The organism is Pseudomonas sp. PME37.24/025 (assembly GCF_055556615.1).
Genome location: NZ_JBVHNK010000002.1, coordinates 518,993 through 537,732, shown reverse-complemented (window position 1 = coordinate 537,732; position 18,740 = coordinate 518,993). Strand labels below are relative to the sequence as shown.

Annotated in this window: 21 protein-coding genes; all 21 read left to right on the top strand. The window is 60.5% G+C overall.

Annotation, left to right across the window (positions count from 1 at the left end):
- Nucleotides 1-32 precede the first annotated feature (32 nt).
- On the top strand, nt 33-335 hold the full coding sequence (locus tag ACZ3HH_RS05585) for a type II toxin-antitoxin system RelE/ParE family toxin (RefSeq protein WP_465803280.1): 303 nt from the start codon (nt 33-35) through the stop codon (nt 333-335).
- Nucleotides 336-338: 3 nt separating this feature from the next.
- A complete protein-coding gene (locus tag ACZ3HH_RS05580; RefSeq protein ID WP_461970434.1) occupies nt 339-629 on the top strand; it encodes an addiction module antidote protein in 291 nt (96 codons plus the stop codon).
- Nucleotides 630-728: 99 nt separating this feature from the next.
- On the top strand, nt 729-1,127 hold the full coding sequence (locus ACZ3HH_RS05575) for a DUF2946 domain-containing protein (RefSeq protein WP_465803279.1): 399 nt from the start codon (nt 729-731) through the stop codon (nt 1,125-1,127).
- Between the two features lie 48 nt (nt 1,128-1,175).
- Nucleotides 1,176-1,655 carry a copper chaperone PCu(A)C gene (locus tag ACZ3HH_RS05570; protein ID WP_465803277.1) on the top strand — a complete coding sequence of 160 codons (480 nt, stop codon included), beginning with the start codon at nt 1,176-1,178 and terminating at the stop codon, nt 1,653-1,655.
- A 21-nt stretch (nt 1,656-1,676) separates the two neighbouring features.
- Nucleotides 1,677-2,114 (top strand): DUF2946 domain-containing protein, encoded by a 438-nt coding sequence (locus ACZ3HH_RS05565; RefSeq protein WP_465803275.1) that lies wholly within the window; start codon nt 1,677-1,679, stop codon nt 2,112-2,114.
- 268 nt (nt 2,115-2,382) lie between these two features.
- Nucleotides 2,383-4,500 (top strand): TonB-dependent copper receptor, encoded by a 2,118-nt coding sequence (locus ACZ3HH_RS05560; RefSeq protein WP_465803273.1) that lies wholly within the window; start codon nt 2,383-2,385, stop codon nt 4,498-4,500.
- Nucleotides 4,501-4,624: 124 nt separating this feature from the next.
- On the top strand, nt 4,625-6,004 hold the full coding sequence (locus ACZ3HH_RS05555; protein ID WP_465803272.1) for a PepSY-associated TM helix domain-containing protein: 1,380 nt from the start codon (nt 4,625-4,627) through the stop codon (nt 6,002-6,004).
- Between the two features lie 213 nt (nt 6,005-6,217).
- The gene (locus ACZ3HH_RS05550; protein WP_052965871.1) at nt 6,218-7,006 is read left to right on the top strand and encodes an ABC transporter ATP-binding protein; all 789 of its coding nucleotides are present in this window, start codon (nt 6,218-6,220) and stop codon (nt 7,004-7,006) included.
- A complete protein-coding gene (locus tag ACZ3HH_RS05545; RefSeq protein ID WP_465803270.1) occupies nt 7,003-7,950 on the top strand; it encodes an ABC transporter substrate-binding protein in 948 nt (315 codons plus the stop codon). Before ACZ3HH_RS05550 ends, ACZ3HH_RS05545 begins: the two co-directional genes overlap by 4 nt.
- Nucleotides 7,947-8,957 carry a FecCD family ABC transporter permease gene (locus tag ACZ3HH_RS05540; protein WP_465803269.1) on the top strand — a complete coding sequence of 337 codons (1,011 nt, stop codon included), beginning with the start codon at nt 7,947-7,949 and terminating at the stop codon, nt 8,955-8,957. Before ACZ3HH_RS05545 ends, ACZ3HH_RS05540 begins: the two co-directional genes overlap by 4 nt.
- 527 nt (nt 8,958-9,484) lie before the next feature.
- Nucleotides 9,485-9,856: a DUF6124 family protein gene (locus ACZ3HH_RS05535; protein WP_465803267.1), complete on the top strand. Its 372-nt coding sequence runs from the start codon at nt 9,485-9,487 to the stop codon at nt 9,854-9,856.
- Between the two features lie 391 nt (nt 9,857-10,247).
- The gene (urtA, locus tag ACZ3HH_RS05530) at nt 10,248-11,513 is read left to right on the top strand and encodes an urea ABC transporter substrate-binding protein (RefSeq protein ID WP_465803265.1); all 1,266 of its coding nucleotides are present in this window, start codon (nt 10,248-10,250) and stop codon (nt 11,511-11,513) included.
- A 153-nt stretch (nt 11,514-11,666) separates the two neighbouring features.
- Entirely contained in the window at nt 11,667-13,169 is a 1,503-nt protein-coding gene (gene urtB, locus ACZ3HH_RS05525) for an urea ABC transporter permease subunit UrtB (RefSeq protein ID WP_465803263.1), read from the top strand.
- Complete coding sequence (gene urtC / locus ACZ3HH_RS05520) at nt 13,169-14,248, top strand: urea ABC transporter permease subunit UrtC (RefSeq protein ID WP_465803261.1); 1,080 nt, start codon at nt 13,169-13,171, stop codon at nt 14,246-14,248. The genes urtB and urtC overlap by 1 nt, the downstream gene beginning before the upstream one ends.
- Nucleotides 14,245-15,117, top strand: coding sequence for an urea ABC transporter ATP-binding protein UrtD (urtD, locus tag ACZ3HH_RS05515; RefSeq protein WP_048396166.1), 873 nt, complete (start codon nt 14,245-14,247; stop codon nt 15,115-15,117). Before urtC ends, urtD begins: the two co-directional genes overlap by 4 nt.
- A 140-nt stretch (nt 15,118-15,257) precedes the next feature.
- Nucleotides 15,258-15,956, top strand: coding sequence for an urea ABC transporter ATP-binding subunit UrtE (urtE, locus tag ACZ3HH_RS05510; RefSeq protein WP_007907370.1), 699 nt, complete (start codon nt 15,258-15,260; stop codon nt 15,954-15,956).
- Between the two features lie 30 nt (nt 15,957-15,986).
- Nucleotides 15,987-16,826 (top strand): urease accessory protein UreD, encoded by an 840-nt coding sequence (locus ACZ3HH_RS05505; protein WP_465803258.1) that lies wholly within the window; start codon nt 15,987-15,989, stop codon nt 16,824-16,826.
- Nucleotides 16,827-16,981: 155 nt separating this feature from the next.
- Nucleotides 16,982-17,284, top strand: a complete 303-nt coding sequence (gene ureA / locus ACZ3HH_RS05500; protein WP_007937143.1) for an urease subunit gamma — start codon at nt 16,982-16,984, stop codon at nt 17,282-17,284.
- A gap of 9 nt (nt 17,285-17,293) precedes the next feature.
- A complete protein-coding gene (locus ACZ3HH_RS05495; protein ID WP_465803256.1) occupies nt 17,294-17,827 on the top strand; it encodes a GNAT family N-acetyltransferase in 534 nt (177 codons plus the stop codon).
- 5 nt (nt 17,828-17,832) lie between these two features.
- Nucleotides 17,833-18,366, top strand: coding sequence for a GNAT family N-acetyltransferase (locus ACZ3HH_RS05490; RefSeq protein ID WP_123358641.1), 534 nt, complete (start codon nt 17,833-17,835; stop codon nt 18,364-18,366).
- The gene (locus ACZ3HH_RS05485; protein WP_465803253.1) at nt 18,366-18,671 is read left to right on the top strand and encodes an urease subunit beta; all 306 of its coding nucleotides are present in this window, start codon (nt 18,366-18,368) and stop codon (nt 18,669-18,671) included. The genes ACZ3HH_RS05490 and ACZ3HH_RS05485 overlap by 1 nt, the downstream gene beginning before the upstream one ends.
- Nucleotides 18,672-18,740 lie beyond the last annotated feature (69 nt).

Genomic DNA, 18,740 nt, shown 5'->3' with positions numbered 1-18,740 from the left:
GCCAACTTGTATCCCAAGGAATACGATCCGACATGATCGACTTTGAACGATCCCGTGCATTCGCCGATTGGCTCGACTCATTGAAAGACACCATCGGAAAGGCCCGCATTATTGCCAGGATCCTATCGGCAGAATATGGAAACTTTGGTGATTGCGAGCCCGTAGGGGCGGCGGTTTATGAAATGCGCGTGCATTACGGCCCCGGCTACAGGATGTACTTCACCCGCAGAGGTGACGTGGTTTATTTGCTCCTGGTGGGCGGTGACAAGTCGACTCAAAAACGAGATATCAAACGTGCCATTCAAATGGCGCAAAACATCGGTAATGAGGAGTAAGTCATGACCGAACAATTCACCCGCTTCGACGCTGCCGAGTTTCTCAAGACACCAGAAGAAATGGCTGCTTTCCTGGATGCTTGCTTTGACGAAGATGCAGGCGATGGTGTCCTCATACGCGCTGCGCTCAACGACATCGCCCGAGCACAAGGCATGACACAAGTCGCCCGCGATGCAGGCCTGGGTCGCGAGAGTCTGTACAAAGCGTTAGGCAGCACTGGCAATCCGGAATTCGCAACTATCATGAAAGTGATGAAAGCCTTAGGCCTGCGCTTGCATGCCGTCGCTCTCTGAGTACGCTGCGACACCACACCGCACGCGGCCTTTTTACTTATCGCCCCTGATCAGGCTAAATAACCGCGCCTGATTGCCCACTCAACCGGATCTGCCCTCATGTCCCGACCACGGCTCGCATTTGCCTGGATCGCCTGCTTTGCAGTGCTGTTCAACATGCTCGCCATGCCGATGTCCGGAGCGATGGCGCAGACGGCGAAATCGCCTGCAGAACAGTTGTTGTGGGGCAGTTTCTGCTCTTCCAACGGCACCAAGCTGGTGGCGATTTCCCTGGGCGACATCGAGCAGAAAGCTCCGCAGAGCGACGATCATTCCAACATGCAGCATTGCTGGTGTTGCTCGGGCTCCGCGCCATTGGTGGCGTTACCGGGGCATGCGCCGCAGTTGTATTTTGCACGTTTCGAGGCCAATCGAAGCCTGCCGCCTGCCACGCTCGACACCCCTACACCACGCCAGCAATGGCCGAGTCTCAACCCCCGCGCGTCCCCTCTGGTGTGATTCCTTCTCGCAATTGACCTGCGTTTTGAATCGTTCTGGAGAACTGCCATGTTGAACAAACTCATCGTTCTGGCTGTATTGCTGCTGCCTGCCTGTTTTGCCAATGCTCACGAATACAAGGCTGGCGAGCTTGAGATCGCCCATCCGTGGTCGCAAGAGTTGCCGCCCAACGCGCCTACAGTCGCCGCGTATTTCGTGATTCACAACAACGGCAAAACCGCCGACCGACTGCTGAGCGTCGACTCGCCGATCGCAGGCGTTGCCGAGTTGCACGAGCACGTGATGCAAAACGATCTGATGAAAATGCAGCAAGTGCCCAGCGTCGAGATTCCGGCTGGCGGCGAAGCCACTTTCGCCCCGATGGCGTATCACGTGATGCTGCTTGAGCTGAAAGACCGCAGCCTGTTGAACGACGGCAAGCGCTTCCCGCTGACGATGCACTTCGAAAAATCCGGCGATGTGACAGTCGATGTCGCCGTGCAGAAAAAAGCGCCTGAAGGCATGCAAGAGCACATGCACGCCCAGTAATCGCCCACGTTGAAAACGCCCATGCGCCCACTTGGCACCCAGTCATCCGTGCACCGCCGTCAGTCAATGAGCCTGACCCGCGGCAGCTGGATCAGCCTGTTCGCCATGCTGATGATTTTTATCGGTCCGCTGATTTCTCAGTCGATGCCGATGGATTCGCGCGCGGCTATGTCCATGAACATGTCGATGGACATGAGCATGGACATGTCGGCCATGGAGCATGGCGCGCAACCCGCCGCCGAGCACTGTCCGCCCAAAGCCGACCATCACGCACTCTGGGAAAAATGCGGCTATTGCAGCCTGCTATTCAATTGCCCGGCGCTGACTGGCGGCGGCACCGTCGTCGCCTTCAACATCCCGCCCGTCAACACCTTTACCACACCCTCCCCCCGTCTGGGTCAAGCCCGGCAAACCTTCTTCCCCGGCGCCCGCACCCGCGCCCCGCCTATCGCTTCGTAAACACGCCCCCTTTGATCTCACACGGTTTAGAAGACAGCCAAACCAACCTGTGGGAACGGACCTTGTGTGGCGAGGGGGCTTGCCCCCGTTGGGTCGCGAAGCGGCCCCAAAACTTGCAATCGCCGTGTATCAAGTACACCGCGTGCAACGTTTTACGACTGCTACGCAGCCGAACGGGGGCAAGCCCCCTCACCACACAAGCCCGATCCCACAGGGATTGCGCAACGCTGCCGGCCGTGTCGTTTACGACTGTTCGATGGAAATTGTCATGTCCAGGTTTTCTGCTGACACACGTTTGGGCGCTGCCCAGGCTTCTTTTGCCCTGAATGAATCCCGCGTTCGTTTCAGGCACGCCACTGCCGTTCTTTGCGGCTTGCTGCTGACACCGATGGTGCTGGCCGATGAACACGCCGAGCACACCGAAGAACTGAGCCCGACGGTGATCACCGCCATCGCGCCGAGTTCGCCGCTGACCATCGTCACCAACCCCAAGGACCCGCGCCAACCGGTGCCGGCCAGCGACGGTGGCGATTATCTGAAGACCATCCCCGGCTTCGCGCTGGTGCGCAACGGCGGCACCAATGGCGATCCGGTGCTGCGCGGCATGTTCGGCTCGCGCCTGAATATCCTCACCAACGGCAGCATGATGCTCGGCGCCTGCCCCGGCCGCATGGACGCGCCGACTTCGTACATTTCACCGGAAACCTACGACAAACTCACCGTCATCAAAGGCCCGCAAACCGTGCTCTGGGGCCCCGGCGCATCGGCCGGCACCGTCCTGTTCGACCGTGAGCCGGAAAGCTTCGGCGAACTCGGCACCCGGGTGAACGCCAGCGTGCTGGCCGGTTCCAACGGCCGTTTCGACAAAGTAGTGGACGCCGCTGCCGGTGGGCCGCTGGGTTACGTGCGAGTGATCGGTAACACCGCGCATTCCGACGATTACAAGGACGGCAACAACGACACCGTGCCCTCGCGTTACGACAAATGGAACGGCGACGTCGCGGTCGGCTGGACCCCGAGCGCCGACACGCTGCTGGAACTGACCGCCGGCAAGGGCGATGGCGAAGCCCGTTACGCCGGGCGCGGCATGGACGGTTCGCAGTTCTTGCGCGAAAGCCTGGGCCTGCGCTTCGAGCAGTCGAACATCGGTGAGGTGCTGGATAAGGTCGAGGCGCAGGTCTACTACAACTACGCCGACCACGTGATGGACAACTACACCCTGCGCACGCCGTCCGGCACCGGAATGATGGCCGGCCCCATGGCCTCCAACGTCGACCGCCGAACCCTCGGCGCGCGGATCAAAGCCACTTGGCGCTGGGCCGATGTGCAACTGATCAGTGGCCTGGATGCGCAGACCAACGAACACCGCCAACGCAGCGCCATGGGCGTCGACGCCTACAAGGATGTGCCGCGCAACAAGGACGCCGACTTCCACAACTACGGCGTGTTCAGCGAACTGACCTGGTACGCCGCCGACCGTGATCGACTGATCACCGGGGCACGACTGGATCGCGCATCGGCCAAGGATTACCGACAGACCATCGGCTCCGGGATGATGGCTCGCCCGAACCCGACGGCCGACGACACTCGCGCCGATACGCTGCCGAGCGGCTTCGTCCGTTACGAACATGACCTGGCTGACAGCCCGACCACGCTGTATGCGGGTCTTGGTCACTCCCAACGTTTCCCGGATTACTGGGAGCTGTTTTCGCCCAAGTCCGGCCCCGCCGGTTCCGTGAATGCCTTCGACTCGATCAAGCCGGAGAAAACCACCCAGCTCGACTTCGGCCTGCAATACAAGACCGAAGACCTAGAAGTCTGGGCCTCGGGTTACGTCGGGCAGGTGCGCGATTACATCCTGTTCAACTACACGCCGGGGATGATGGGCATGACCTCGCAAGCCGAGAACATCGACGCGCGAATCATGGGCGGCGAACTCGGTGCGGCCTACAAGCTGACGTCCAACTGGAAAGCCGACGCGACCCTGGCCTACGCCTGGGGCAAGAACAGCAGCGACGGCAGCGCGCTACCGCAGATGCCACCGCTGGATGCACGTTTCGGCCTGACCTACAGCGAAGACAACTGGAGCGCTGGCGCCTTGTGGCGCTTGGTTGCGGCGCAGAACCGCATCGACCAGAACAAGGGCAACGTGGTCGGCAAAGATTTCGACACGAGCTCGGGCTTTGGCGTGTTCTCGCTCAACGGCGCGTACCGGATCAACAAGAACTGGAAGGTCAGCAGTGGCGTCGACAATTTGTTCGGCAAGGCCTACGCCGAACACTTGAACCTGGCGGGTAACGCCGGTTTCGGCTTCCCGGCCAATGATCCGCAAGCCATCAACGAACCGGGGCGCACGCTCTGGACCAAGGTGGATATGAGCTTCTAAAAGCATCGCGAGCAGGCTCGCTCCCACATGGACAGTGTTGAACCTGTGGGAGCGAGCCTGCTCGCGATCGGTTGCGCAGCAACCGCACCAAACAACAAAAACCTACGCCTGGCGGAGCACACAAATGAAACACAGCAAACCGAATTTCTACAACCTGGCCTGGCGCTGGCATTTCTATGCCGGCCTGTTCGTCGCGCCATTCATGGTGATGCTGGCCCTGACCGGCATCATCTACCTGTTCAAACCGCAACTCGATCCGTTGATGTACGGCAGCCTGCTGAACGTCCCGGCCGCTCATCACACAGTCGCGGCCGATGACCTGCTCAAGCGGGTAAAAGAAGCGTATCCAAACGGCCGGATCAAACAGTACTGGCCGCCGGTCAATGCCGAACGCAGTGCGCAATTTGTGGTGATCGATGAAGGTCATGAACTGAACGTGTTCATCGATCCGTACCACGGTGACATCCTTGGCGAGCAAGACGCCAAGAAAAATCTGCAAGCGATTGCGCGCTCGATTCACGGCGAGTTGATGATCGGCACCGTCGGTGATCGACTGGTGGAACTGGCCGCCGGTTGGGGCGTCGTGCTGGTGGTTTCCGGAGTATTTTTATGGTGGCCGCGCGGCCAGTCCGCCGGGATTCTCTGGCCACGCTTGAACAGTCGTGGCCGAGTGCTCTGGCGTGACCTGCACGCGGTGACCGGGTTCTGGGGCGCGGCATTGCTGCTGGTGATGCTGCTCAGCGGCATGACCTGGACCGGGTTCTGGGGCAAGCAATACGCCGACCTCTGGAACCGCTTCCCGGTAGCCATGTGGAATGACGTGCCGAAGTCCGACGTCGAGGCCCGCAGCCTCAACAGCGCCACGCGCCAGACCGTGCCGTGGGCCATGGAAAACACGCCGATGCCAATGTCCGGCGACCACGCCGAACACATGGCCCACGCCAGCACGCAAACCGGCCCGGCGGCGCCGACCATCAGCCTGCAAGACGTGCAAAACATCGCCGTGCAACGCAAGGTCGAGCCTGGCTACAGCATCACTTTCCCCACCACGGCCACCGGCGTGTTCACCCTCTCGGTGTTCGCCGACGACCCGCGCAACGACGCCACCCTGCATGTCGACCAGTACACCGGCGACGTCCTCGCGGACGTGCGCTGGCAGCATTACAGCAACGTCGCCAGGGCCACCGAAGTCGGCGTGATGCTGCACGAAGGCAAGATGTTCGGCCCGTTCAATCAGATCATCGTGCTGCTGATCTGCCTGATGATTTTGCTCAGCGCCGTCAGCGGCGTGGTGATCTGGTGGAAGCGCCGGCCACAGGGCAAATTCGGTGTGCCGCCGTTGCGGCATGACCTGCCGAAATGGAAAACCGCGATGGTCATCATGCTCGGGCTGGCAGTGATGTTTCCGTTGGTGGGGGCTTCGCTGGTGGTCGTGTGGGTACTGGATCGGGTGCTGCTATCGCGCTTCAATCGGCAAGCTGAATCGACCTCACCTTCATCATGAGACAGGCGAGATGCGCGGATTAGAGGGGGCTGTAGACTTCTGGCGCTTATCTCATGGTCATTTTTAGCGTTACTGTATAACCTAAACATGCCATTCTGATCCAAATGCCCCATCGCGGGCAAGCCCGCTCCCACAGGATTTGTGCGATCCCTGTGGGAGCGGGCTTGCCCGCGATGGCGTCATCAGCATCACCCAATATCTCAGAGCAAATGCATGACCTCGCTGAACCTCACAAACCTCGCCTGGACACCCCTGGGCCACGGCCATTGCCATCACCAGTTCCAGCTGCGTGACGCATCCTTGCACGTGGCCGCCGGTGAGTTCGTCGGGTTGATCGGCCCCAACGGCAGCGGTAAAACCAGCCTGTTGCGTTGTGCCTGGCGTTTCAGCAAACCGGAAAGCGGTGAGGTAAAGCTCGACCATCACAACGTCTGGAAGCAATCCTCCCGCTGGTGCGCGCAACGCATCGCGGTGGTGTTGCAGGAATTCCCCGACGCCTTTGGCCTGACCGTCGAGGAAGTGGTCGCCATGGGCCGCACACCACACAAAGGCCTGTTTGATGGCGACACCCTTGAAGACCGAAAACTCGCGACCCACGCCCTCGAATCGGTCGGCCTCAAAGGCTTCGAAGACCACGCCTTCGCCACCCTTTCCGGCGGTGAAAAACAGCGCGTGATCCTCGCCCGCGCCCTGGCTCAACAACCGCAATTGCTGATCCTCGACGAGCCGACCAATCACCTCGACCCGCGCTATCAGCTGGAGCTGTTGCAACTGGTCAAACGCCTGCAGATCGGCACGCTGGCGAGCATTCACGACCTCAATCTGGCGGCGGCCTTCTGTGATCGACTGTACGTGATCAATCACGGTCGCATCGTTGCCAGCGGCCCACCCAAAGAAGTCCTGACCGCACAACTTTTGCACAACGTGTTCGGCGTCGACGCCCTGATCGATGACCATCCCTTGCACGGCTACCCACGAATCACCTGGATAACCCAACCATGACTTTGCGTTCCCTGCTTTGCGTCGCTCTGTTGCTGGGCAGTGCCCAAGCATTGGCCGAGGCCACCCATTACCCGCTGACCGTCCAGAGCTGCAACCGCGAAGTCACCTTCAAGGCAGCGCCGAAACACGCGGTCAGCCATGACATCAACATGACCCAGATGATGCTCGCCCTCGGCCTCAAACCAAGGATGGCGGGGTATAGCGGCGTGACGGGCTGGAAGTCGGTGACGCCCGAGATGCAGACCATCCTCGATGGTTTGCCGGAGCTGGCGGCCAAGTACCCGTCGGTGGAAACCCTGCTCAACGCCAACGTCGATTTCTTCTTCGCCGGTTGGGATTACGGTATGCGCGTCGGCGGTGATCTCACGCCAAAAACTCTGCAACCGCTGGGCATCAACGTCTACGAACTTACCGAGTCTTGCGCCTTCGTCATGAAGCGCCCGCCCGCCAGTCTGGAAGACACTTACAACGACCTGCGCAACCTCGGGAAAATCTTCGACGTGCAGGACCGCGCCAACACCGTGATCGCCGAGATGCAGGCGCAAGTCGCCGAGGTGCGCAAGGATCTGCCGACGGACAAGCCACGTGTATTTCTCTACGACAGCGGTGAGGACCGGGCCATGACTTCCGGTCGTCTCGGCATGCCTCAAGCGCTGATCGATGCTGCCGGTGGGCGCAACATTCTCGACGACGTCGAGGCGAGCTGGACTCGGGTGAACTGGGAGAACGTGGTCGAGCGCAATCCGCAGGTGATCGTGATCGTTGATTACGGCGAAGTCACCGCCGAGCAGAAGGAACAATTCCTGCTGAACAACCAGGCTCTGCAATCGGTGGACGCGATCAAGAACCAGCGCTTCATCGTCATTCCGTACGTGCAGGCCACGCCCGGGATCGACAACGTGCTGGCGGTCGAAACCCTGGCCAAGGGTTTCCACGGCGAATGATCGATCGTCGCTATACCTTGTTGCTGATTGCCCTCGGCGCGTTGTTGCTGGTGTCGTGCGTGGTGTCGTTGGGCTTCGGCCCGGCGCGGGTGCCGGTGGAGGTGGTGTGGCGAATATTGCTGCACAAGATTTTTGGTTTCGGTGTTGCGGACTGGGCTGCCGGCCAGGAACACATCGTCTGGCTGATTCGCGTGCCGCGCATGTTACTCGGCGCGCTGGTGGGCGCCGGTCTGGCGTTGATTGGCGCGGTGTTGCAAGCGGTGACGCGCAATCCGCTGGCCGATCCGCATTTGTTGGGCGTGACCTCCGGCGCGACCCTCGGCGCGGTGATCGTGGTGCTGCATGTCGGTGAGATTGTCGGGTTGCTGACCTTGCCGATTGCCGCGTTTATCGGTGCGTTGTTGAGCATGTTGATCGTGCTGATGATCGCCAACCGCAATGGACGGCTGGACAGTGATCGGCTGCTGTTGTGCGGCGTGGCGGTGTCATTCGTGATGATGGCGATCGCCAATTTGCTGTTGTTTCTTGGTGATCACCGCGCCAGTTCTGCGGTGATGTTCTGGATGCTTGGCGGGCTCGGGTTGGCGCGTTGGGAATTGCTCGCTGTGCCGGCGGCGAGTGTGTTGCTTGGGTTGGTGCTGTTGCTGGGGATGGCCCGACCGTTGAATGCGTTGATGGCGGGTGAACAGACGGCGGTGACACTCGGGCTAAATGCCCGCACCGTGCGGCTGCGGGTGTTTTTGATTGCTTCGTTGATGACTGGGGTGTTGGTGTCGATCAGTGGGTCCATCGGGTTTGTCGGACTGATGGTGCCGCACATTGCGCGTCGACTGGTCGGGGCTGAACACCGGCGATTGCTGCCGGTGTGCGTGTTGTTGGGCAGTCTGTTCCTCGTCTGGGTCGACGTGGCCGCACGCACCCTGATCGCCCCGGAAGACTTGCCCATCGGCGTCGCCACTGCCGCGATTGGCGGGTTGTTCTTCATCGGCCTGATGCGCCGCCGCTAATCTCCAAAAGAACCACTGCACCTGTGGGAGCTGGCTTGCCTGCGATGACGGCGGCACATTCAACATAATCGTGACTGCCCCACCGCCATCGCGGGCAAGCCCGCTCCCACAGGATTTGTGTTGTACACAAATTTGGGAATTGATCGTTCCCACGTTCCCGCGTGGGAATGCCGCCAGGGACGCTGCGCGTTCCGCTTTTGAATGTTTAACGGATGTGTCAAAACACGGAACTTTCCCACGGGTTTTTCAGGTTGTTCGTCGGACGTGGGCCCTCTAGTCTTGGGCTGTCGCTGAATACTCAGCGATCGGGTGTGAGAACCCGGTTAACACTATTAATCCAACATCAGTACCACCATAATTGCCGCCGGCTTATCCGCTGCCCGCAATGCACTATGGCGGCTGTGTGCGGGCGGACTTCGGTCCGGCCGGGTTTGGGTGTTGACCGGTTTCTCACTCCGCACATAGCTGCCACCCCTTCGTCGCGTGAGAAACGACAAAGGATGGCTCCAATTGAGAGACAACACCCGATGAGCAAGAAGATAGTTCCCGATCCACCCTTCAATACCACCACCCCCAACGCCGAAACCTCGCGCACTGAAGAATTACTCAAAGACCGCGAAGCCATAAAACGCGCCCTCGACTACTACCTCGATCCCCCGGCGCAATACACAGAAAAACCCCGCCGTCCCAGCACGATGTTCATGGTCGCCCCGAATATGGATACCGAAAGCCTGCTGGCCCACGCCTACGAATCGTTGGCGACGGCAAGTGTCCTGGCCAGCGATTTCGCCAACGATCTGATCGGCCCGCAGCGCTACACGGCGCTGGCGATTCAACAGAGCATCATGCTGGCGGAGCTGGCGGTGAACCGGGCGCTGGATAACGTCGATCCGGCGTAGACCGCGTTATCGTTCATCGCGAGCAGGCTCGCTCCCACAGGGGCCATCGTCGTTCACAGACTTGGTGTATGCCACCAATCAACTGTGGGAGCGAGCCTGCTCGCGATGACGGCGGCACATCCACCATCACAGTGACTGACCCACCGCTATCGCGGGCAAGCCCGCTCCCACAGGATTTGTATTGTCTGCACTGCCTGCGCCCCAATGTGGCGCACCTCTTCGCACCAGTGCGCCAAACGCGATCCTTCATGGTGCGCCGCCAAACCCGCGCAACCGCTCTAATACGACATTTTCTTGCCCTTCCCCGACCGGGCACAGCCCTTGCTAAAGACCCTTCAGTCGTCCGCATCTGCCAACCATAAAAAACTTTAACGTTCATGGAGATCGCACAATGAAGCGTCGCAGTTTGATCAAGGCTTTCACACTATCGGCAAGCATTGCCGCGATGGGCATGGCCTGGACGGTCCAGGCCGCCGAGACCATCAAGGTCGGTATTCTGCATTCGTTGTCCGGCACCATGGCGATCTCCGAAACCTCGCTCAAAGACATGGCGTTGATGACCATCGACGAAATCAACGCCAAGGGTGGCGTGAACGGCAAGATGCTTGAACCCGTGGTCGTCGACCCTGCATCGAACTGGCCGCTGTTCGCCGAAAAGGGCCGGCAGTTGCTGACTCAGGACAAGGTGGCGGTGGTGTTCGGTTGCTGGACGTCAGTGTCGCGTAAATCGGTGCTGCCGGTGTTCGAAGAGCTCAACGGCTTGCTGTTCTACCCGGTGCAGTACGAAGGCGAAGAGATGTCGCCGAACGTGTTCTACACCGGCGCGGCGCCCAACCAGCAGGCGATTCCAGCGGTGGAATACCTGATGAGCGAAGAAGGCGGCAGCGCCAAGCGTTACTTCCTGCTCGGCACCGACTACGTTTACCCGCGCACCACCAACAAGATTCTGCGTTCGTTCCTGCACTCCAAAGGTGTGGCCGACAAGGACATCGAAGAGGTCTACACCCCGTTCGGCCACAGCGATTACCAGACCATCGTGGCCAACATCAAAAAATTCTCCGCCGGTGGCAAAACTGCGGTCATCTCCACCGTCAACGGCGACTCCAACGTGCCGTTCTATAAAGAGCTGGCCAACCAGGGCCTGAAAGCCACCGACGTTCCGGTCGTCGCGTTCTCCGTGGGCGAAGAAGAACTGCGCGGCATCGACACCAAACCGCTGGTGGGCAACCTCGCGGCGTGGAACTACTTCGAGTCGGTCGAGAACCCGCAGAACCAGAAGTTCGTCGCCGACTGGAAAGCCTACGCCAAGAAACACAACCTGCCGGGCGCTGACAAAGCAGTGACCAACGACCCGATGGAAGCCACCTATGTCGGTATCCATATGTGGGCGCAAGCGGCCGAGAAAGCCAAGTCCACCGACGTCAACAAAGTCCGCGAAGCCCTGGCCGGCCAGACCTTCGCCGCGCCGTCCGGCTACACCCTGACCATGGACAAAACCAACCACCACCTGCACAAGCCAGTGATGATCGGCGAGATTCAGGCCGACGGTCAGTTCAACGTGGTGTGGCAGACCGAAGGGCCGATCCGCGCCCAGCCGTGGAGCCCGTTCATCTCGGGTAACGACAAGAAGCCGGATTATGCGGTGAAGAGCAACTAAGCCATTGGGGCTTGAGCATGGAGCTCGAGCCCGACACAACTCCTGTGGGAGCTGGCTTGCCTGCGATGCAGACAACTCGGTGTATCTGATGTACCGAGGTGATGCCATCGCAGGCAAGCCAGCTCCCACAATGTCCGCGCAAGGCGACTTTCTATGCCCACCGCCCTTTACCGCCTCATTCTCGCCATCGCACTTTTGTTGCCAATGGCCACCCACGCCGGCGACGCCGAAGACTTCGTCGCAGCCAATCCCGTGCAACAAGCAAAACTGCTGGAAGCCTGGGCCGCGCAGCCCGATCCGGCTCGTATCGAACTGATCAACGCCCTGCAACAAGGTGAGTTGACCATCGAGGGTCAGCCAAAAACCCTGCGCCTGAACAACCGCCTGCGCGGTCTGATCGACACCGCTTTGGCCAGCCACCAGTTGCTCGCCGCCGACGCCAAAGTTCGCTTGGCCGCCGCACAGCAATTACAGAAAAGCGCAAAACCCGCGCAGCTTAAATTCCTCGACCAGCAACTGGCTGGCGAAAAAGACCAAACCGTTCACGCCGCCCTGAGCCTGGCGCTGGCCAACCTGCAACTGGTCGATACCGACCCGGCCGTACGCCTCGCCGCGGTGCGTCTGCTCGGTGAAACCGGCGACCCGCTGGCCCGCACCCGCCTCGAAGGGTTGCTGGAACCCGGCGTCGAAGCCGATGCCAATGTGCGCACCGCCACCGAAACCAGCCTGGCCCAGGTCAAACGCAAACTGCTGATCGGCGAGATGCTCGGCCAAGCCTTCAGCGGCATGTCCCTTGGTTCGATTCTGCTGCTGGCGGCGTTGGGTCTTGCAATTACATTCGGCCTGCTCGGCGTAATCAACATGGCCCACGGCGAGATGTTGATGCTCGGCGCTTACTCGACGTACGTGGTGCAGCTGATGTTCCAGCGCTTCGCCCCGCAGGCCATCGAGTTCTACCCGCTGATTGCCCTGCCGGTAGCGTTTTTTGTAACCGCCGGGATCGGCATGGCGCTGGAACGCACGGTGATTCGTCATCTCTACGGTCGCCCATTGGAAACCCTGCTCGCCACCTGGGGCATCAGCCTGATGCTGATTCAATTGGTGCGCCTGGTGTTCGGCGCGCAGAACGTTGAAGTGGCCAACCCGGCGTGGTTGTCGGGCGGGATTCAGGTGCTGCCGAATCTGGTGCTGCCGTACAACCGCATCGTGATCATCGCGTTCGCCTTGTTTGTGGTGGTGCTGACCTGGCTGCTGCTGAACAAGACTCGCCTCGGTTTGAACGTGCGCGCCGTCACCCAGAACCGCAACATGGCCGCCTGCTGCGGCGTGCCGACCGGGCGCGTCGACATGCTCGCCTTCGGCCTCGGCTCCGGCATCGCTGGCCTCGGCGGCGTGGCGCTCAGCCAGATCGGCAACGTCGGCCCGGACCTTGGCCAGAGCTACATCATTGATTCGTTCCTGGTGGTGGTACTCGGCGGCGTCGGTCAGTTGGCCGGTAGCGTGCTCGCCGCGTTCGGCCTGGGCATCGCCAACAAAATTCTGGAACCGCAGATCGGTGCGGTGCTGGGCAAGATCCTGATCCTCGCGCTGATCATTCTGTTCATCCAGAAACGTCCGCAAGGCCTCTTCGCACTGAAAGGACGGGTGATCGACTGATGAACCAGCCTCTGATGCTCACGGCCACACAAAAGGCCGGCCCAAAAGTAACCCTCGCTGTTGGCGCGGTAATCCTTGTTTTGCTGCTGGCGTTGCCGCTGCTGTCGCTGTTATCGCCCATCAGTGTTTTTCACGTCTCGGCCTACACCCTGACGCTGGTGGGCAAAATCCTTTGTTACGCCATCGTCGCCCTGGCCCTCGATCTGGTCTGGGGTTACGCCGGCCTGTTGTCGCTGGGTCACGGTCTGTTCTTCGCCCTCGGCGGTTATGCCATGGGCATGTACCTGATGCGTCAGGCTTCGGGGGACGGCTTGCCAGCGTTCATGACGTTCCTGTCGTGGACCGAAATGCCGTGGTTCTGGACCGGCACCAGCAGCTTCCTCTGGACCCTGTGCCTGGTGGTGTTGGCGCCGGGCCTGCTGGCGTTGGTGTTCGGTTTCTTCGCCTTCCGTTCGCGGATCAAGGGCGTGTATTTCTCGATCATGACCCAAGCCCTGACCTTCGCCGGAATGCTGCTGTTTTTTCGCAACGAAACCGGGTTTGGCGGCAACAACGGCTTCACCAACTTCCGCACCATTCTCGGATTTGGCATCACTGAGCCGGGTACTCGCGCGGTGCTGTTTTTCGCCACGGTGCTGTTGCTGGTGGCGAGCCTGTTTATTGGCTGGCGGCTGGCGCAAAGCAAGTTCGGCCGGGTGCTGACTGCGTTGCGGGATGCGGAAAACCGTCTGATGTTTTGCGGCTACGACCCACGCGGTTTCAAGCTGTTTGTCTGGGTGTTGAGCGCGGTGTTGTGTGGCTTGGCCGGCGCGCTGTATGTGCCGCAAGTCGGGATCATCAACCCAAGTGAAATGTCGCCGACCAACTCCATCGAAGCCGCCGTGTGGGTGGCGCTGGGTGGTCGCGGCACGCTGATCGGTCCGCTGCTCGGCGCCGGCGTGGTCAACGGCATGAAGAGCTGGTTCACCGTGGCGTTTCCGGAATACTGGCTGTTCTTCCTCGGCGCGCTGTTCATTGTCGTGACGTTGTACCTGCCCAAAGGCGTGATTGGCTTGCTGAAGAAAAGGGGTGAGCAATGAGAGTGACTGCGACGGCTGAATTCATGCTCGAACCGGCCTTTTTTCCGCCGCTGGAGCCCAACAGGGACGCCGGCAGCAGCCGCGATGCCATCGGCCTCGGTCAGAGCGCCGGCAAAGGTCTGAATACACGACACGGCACCATCCTGACCCTGGAAGACATCAGCGTCAGCTTCGATGGTTTCAAGGCGTTGAACGATCTGAACCTGTACATCGGCGTCGGCGAATTGCGCTGCATCATCGGCCCCAACGGCGCGGGCAAGACCACGTTGATGGACGTGATTACCGGCAAGACTCGCCCGAGCCATGGCAAAGCCTGGTTCGGTGAAACCCTTGATCTGACGCAGATGAGTGAAGTGCAGATTGCTCAGGCCGGTATCGGCCGCAAGTTCCAGAAGCCGACGGTATTCGAAGCCTTGAGCGTGTTCGAAAACCTGGAGTTGGCGCAGAAAACCGACAAGTCGGTATGGGCCAGCCTGCGGGCTCGTCTCAGTGGCGAGCAGAAAGATCGCATCGCTGAAGTTCTGGAAACCATTCGCCTGACCGCCTCGGTCAATCGCCCGGCCGGTCTGTTGTCCCACGGTCAGAAACAGTTTCTGGAAATCGGCATGCTGCTGATGCAGGACCCGCAATTGTTGCTGCTCGACGAACCCGTGGCGGGCATGACCGACGCCGAAACCGAATTCACTGCCGAACTGTTCAAGAGCCTGGCGGGCAAGCACTCACTGATGGTGGTGGAACACGACATGGGCTTCGTCGGCTCGATCGCCGACCACGTCACCGTGTTGCACCAGGGCAGCGTGCTGGCCGAAGGGTCGCTGGAACAGGTGCAGGACAATGAGCGGGTGATCGAGGTGTACCTCGGTCGTTAGACCTGCAAATACAAAACCTGTGGGAGCGGGCTTGCCCGCGATGAGGCCTGCACATCCAACATCTTTGTTGAGTGACACACCGCCATCGCAGGCAAGCCAGCTCCCACAGGGTTCTGTGTGGAACAGAAGGAATTTTGAACATGCTGCAAGTCGACAAGCTGCACCAGTACTACGGCGGTAGTCACATCCTGCGGGGCCTGACGTTTGAGGTGAAGGTCGGCGAAGTCACCTGCCTGCTCGGGCGCAACGGCGTGGGCAAGACCACCCTGCTCAAATGCCTGATGGGTTTGCTGCCGGCCAAGGAAGGCGCGGTGAACTGGGAAGGCAAACCGATCACCACGTTCAAGCCGCACCAACGGGTGCATGCCGGTATCGCTTACGTGCCTCAGGGCCGGGAAATCTTTGGCCGACTGACCGTGGAAGAAAACCTGCTGATGGGCCTGTCGCGGTTTCCGGGCTCCGAAGCCAAAGAAGTACCCGCGTTCATTTACGAGCTGTTCCCGGTGCTGCTGCAAATGAAACAACGGCGTGGCGGTGACTTGTCCGGTGGTCAGCAGCAACAACTGGCGATCGGCCGGGCGCTGGCCAGTCGTCCACGGCTATTGATTCTCGACGAACCCACCGAAGGCATTCAGCCGTCGGTGATCAAGGAAATCGGCGCGGTGATCAAGCAGCTTGCAGCGCGCGGCGACATGGCGATTTTGCTGGTGGAGCAGTTCTACGATTTTGCCGCCGAACTGGCCGATCAGTACTTGGTGATGTCCCGGGGTGAGATCGTGCAGCAGGGTCGCGGCGAAAATATGGAAGCCGAAGGTGTCCGTGGACTGGTTACGATCTAACCTGCAGCCTCCTGACGATAATTAGAAATCATGAATTTACCTGCCCCCATCACGCTGTTCACCCCCAGCTGGCATGCCGAACTGGAACTCGGCTACGCCCGTTTCGGCGACAGCACACGCCCGGTGCAGCGTCGCCACAAAGGCCCGCTGCGAGTGCAGAAGCATTTGTACGCCGAAGGTCCCGAGGTGTGTCAGCACATCATCGTCCACCCGCCGGGCGGGATTGCCGGTGGTGATCGGCTGGACATCTCGGCCTGCGTCGGTACGCACGCCTGGGCGCAAATCACCAGCCCCGGCGCCGCCAAGTGGTATCGCGCGGCTGGGCCGGCTTATCAGAAACTCGACCTGCGCGTGGCCGCCGGTGCTACGTTGGAGTGGCTGCCGCAAGAGACGATTATCTTCAGCGACGCTCAGGCGGAACTCAGTACCAGTATCGACCTTGAGGGCGATGCGCGGTTGTTCTACTGGGACGTGGTGGCCCTGGGACGCCCGGCCAGTGGCGAGCGCTTCGACCTCGGGCACTTTCAGGCGCACCTGGATATCCGCCGCGACGGCCAGTTGCTCTGGCACGAACGCCAGCGCATTGTCGGGAACGATGGTTTGCTGGACTCGCCAATAGGGCTGGATGGCCAACCGGTGTTTGCGACGTTGCTGGTGACGGGTGAAATTGATAGCGAATTGCTGGAGAAGTGCCGCTCGCTGCCCAATGACGTACGCGGAGATCTGACGCAGCTGCCGGGGCTTTTAGTCGCCCGATGCCTGGCCAGTGAAGCGCTGTTGGCACGTGGTTGGTTGATTGATTTGTGGCGATTGCTCAGGCCTGCATTACTTGGCCGAGAAGCCGTCCCGCCCAGAATATGGAGCACCTGAATGCTTTTCTGTGGGAGCGAGCCTGCTCGCGATAGCAATCGTACAGTCAACATCTTCGCCGGATGTGATGACCTCATCGCGAGCAGGCTCGCTCCCACAGGTAACGCGTTCACAGATCCGAATACCTTTTTATCTGCCCAGATGGATTCCAAACAATGGACCTGACCCCACGCGAAAAAGACAAGCTGCTGATCTTCACCGCCGGCCTCGTGGCCGAGCGGCGTTTGGCTCGCGGCGTGAAGCTCAATTACCCGGAGGCCATGGCCTATATTTCCGCGGCGCTGCTCGAAGGCGCGCGTGACGGCCAGACCGTGGCCGAGCTGATGCATTACGGCACCACCCTGCTCAGCCGCGAACAAGTGATGGAAGGCATCCCGGAAATGATCCCGGAGATCCAGGTCGAAGCGACGTTTCCCGACGGCACCAAACTGGTCACCGTTCACCAACCGATCGCCTGAGGCCGCGCCATGACTTACCACATCCGCGATGCGCTGCTCGCCGACCTGCCAGCGATCCGTGACATTTACAACGACGCCGTGCGGAGCACCACGGCGATCTGGAACGAACAGGCCGTGGACCTGGGCAACCGCCAAGCCTGGTTCAGCGCCCGACAAGACCAGGGTTATCCGATCCTGGTGATCGTCGACGGCGACAACAGCGTACTCGGCTACGCTTCATTCGGTGACTGGCGCCCATTCGACGGGTTCCGCCACACGGTCGAGCACTCGGTGTATGTGCGCAACGACCAGCGGGGCAATGGCCTCGGGCCGCAACTGATGGAAGCGCTGATCGAACGCGCCAAAGGCTGCAACAAACACGTGATGGTCGCCGCCATCGAAAGCGGTAACGGCGCCTCGATTCGGCTGCATGACCGGGTCGGTTTCGTCGTCACCGGCCAAATGCCACAGGTGGGTACCAAGTTCGGCCGCTGGCTGGACCTGACCTTCATGCAACTGATCCTCGACCCGGGCGCAATGCCACCTGGTCCCCACAAGGAGTGATACCCATGAACGCCGCCCAACTGCGCCGCGTCAATGTTGAAAGCTTTGCGCACTATCGTCAGGGTTTGATTGATTTGCTGCTCGACGCCGTCGGCTATGGCGCCAGCGTCGGGTTCATGGCGGATCTGGACGCGACACAGGCTCGCGCCTATTTCGATGAAGTCCAGGAGAACCTGAACAAAGGCAACGTGCTGCTCTGGGTGGTGGTCAAGGACGAACAGGTGCAGGCCAGCGTGCAACTGACGTTGTGCCAGAAAGCCAATGGGTTGAACCGCGCCGAAGTGCAGAAACTGCTGGTGCGTGAACATGCCCGTCGTCGCGGTCTGGGCCAGCAGATGATGCATGCCCTTGAGCTTGCAGCCCGCCAACACAAGCGCGGCATGCTCTACCTCGACACCGAGGCCGGCTCCCCCGCCGAAGACTTCTACAAGGCGATGGGTTACACCCGCGCTGGCGAAATCCCCGACTACGCCTGCGACCCCAACGGCCAGTACAAACCGACCGCCCTTTACTACAAGATTCTCCAAGGAGCTCATTGATGATTCCCGGTGAATACCAGATCCGGCCCGGCGACATCGAACTCAACGCTGGCCGTCGCACCCTCAGCCTGAAGGTGGCCAACAGCGGCGACCGGCCGATTCAGGTCGGCTCGCATTATCACTTCTTCGAAACCAATGACGCCCTGACCTTCGACCGTGCCGCCAGCCGCGGCATGCGCCTGAACATCCCCGCCGGCACCGCTGTGCGCTTCGAACCGGGGCAGAGCCGCGAGGTCGAGCTGGTAGACCTGGCCGGGCATCGCCGGGTGTTCGGGTTTGCCGGGCGGATCATGGGTGATCTCTGACTAATGCGGTGTCTGCACTGGCCCCATCGCGGGCAAGCCCGCTCCCACAGTTGATTGCGTTCCCCTGTG

Excerpts from the sequence above, each read along its gene's own strand:
- ACZ3HH_RS05585 (WP_465803280.1), top strand. The coding sequence starts at position 33 with ATGATCGACTTTGAACGATCCCGTGCATTCGCCGATTGGCTCGACTCA.
- ACZ3HH_RS05580 (WP_461970434.1), top strand. The coding sequence starts at position 339 with ATGACCGAACAATTCACCCGCTTCGACGCTGCCGAGTTTCTCAAGACA.
- ACZ3HH_RS05575 (WP_465803279.1), top strand. The coding sequence starts at position 729 with ATGTCCCGACCACGGCTCGCATTTGCCTGGATCGCCTGCTTTGCAGTG.
- ACZ3HH_RS05570 (WP_465803277.1), top strand. The coding sequence starts at position 1,176 with ATGTTGAACAAACTCATCGTTCTGGCTGTATTGCTGCTGCCTGCCTGT.
- ACZ3HH_RS05565 (WP_465803275.1), top strand. The coding sequence starts at position 1,677 with ATGCGCCCACTTGGCACCCAGTCATCCGTGCACCGCCGTCAGTCAATG.
- ACZ3HH_RS05560 (WP_465803273.1), top strand. The coding sequence starts at position 2,383 with ATGTCCAGGTTTTCTGCTGACACACGTTTGGGCGCTGCCCAGGCTTCT.
- ACZ3HH_RS05555 (WP_465803272.1), top strand. The coding sequence starts at position 4,625 with ATGAAACACAGCAAACCGAATTTCTACAACCTGGCCTGGCGCTGGCAT.
- ACZ3HH_RS05550 (WP_052965871.1), top strand. The coding sequence starts at position 6,218 with ATGACCTCGCTGAACCTCACAAACCTCGCCTGGACACCCCTGGGCCAC.
- ACZ3HH_RS05545 (WP_465803270.1), top strand. The coding sequence starts at position 7,003 with ATGACTTTGCGTTCCCTGCTTTGCGTCGCTCTGTTGCTGGGCAGTGCC.
- ACZ3HH_RS05540 (WP_465803269.1), top strand. The coding sequence starts at position 7,947 with ATGATCGATCGTCGCTATACCTTGTTGCTGATTGCCCTCGGCGCGTTG.
- ACZ3HH_RS05535 (WP_465803267.1), top strand. The coding sequence starts at position 9,485 with ATGAGCAAGAAGATAGTTCCCGATCCACCCTTCAATACCACCACCCCC.
- urtA (WP_465803265.1), top strand. The coding sequence starts at position 10,248 with ATGAAGCGTCGCAGTTTGATCAAGGCTTTCACACTATCGGCAAGCATT.
- urtB (WP_465803263.1), top strand. The coding sequence starts at position 11,667 with ATGCCCACCGCCCTTTACCGCCTCATTCTCGCCATCGCACTTTTGTTG.
- urtC (WP_465803261.1), top strand. The coding sequence starts at position 13,169 with ATGAACCAGCCTCTGATGCTCACGGCCACACAAAAGGCCGGCCCAAAA.
- urtD (WP_048396166.1), top strand. The coding sequence starts at position 14,245 with ATGAGAGTGACTGCGACGGCTGAATTCATGCTCGAACCGGCCTTTTTT.
- urtE (WP_007907370.1), top strand. The coding sequence starts at position 15,258 with ATGCTGCAAGTCGACAAGCTGCACCAGTACTACGGCGGTAGTCACATC.
- ACZ3HH_RS05505 (WP_465803258.1), top strand. The coding sequence starts at position 15,987 with ATGAATTTACCTGCCCCCATCACGCTGTTCACCCCCAGCTGGCATGCC.
- ureA (WP_007937143.1), top strand. The coding sequence starts at position 16,982 with ATGGACCTGACCCCACGCGAAAAAGACAAGCTGCTGATCTTCACCGCC.
- ACZ3HH_RS05495 (WP_465803256.1), top strand. The coding sequence starts at position 17,294 with ATGACTTACCACATCCGCGATGCGCTGCTCGCCGACCTGCCAGCGATC.
- ACZ3HH_RS05490 (WP_123358641.1), top strand. The coding sequence starts at position 17,833 with ATGAACGCCGCCCAACTGCGCCGCGTCAATGTTGAAAGCTTTGCGCAC.
- ACZ3HH_RS05485 (WP_465803253.1), top strand. The coding sequence starts at position 18,366 with ATGATTCCCGGTGAATACCAGATCCGGCCCGGCGACATCGAACTCAAC.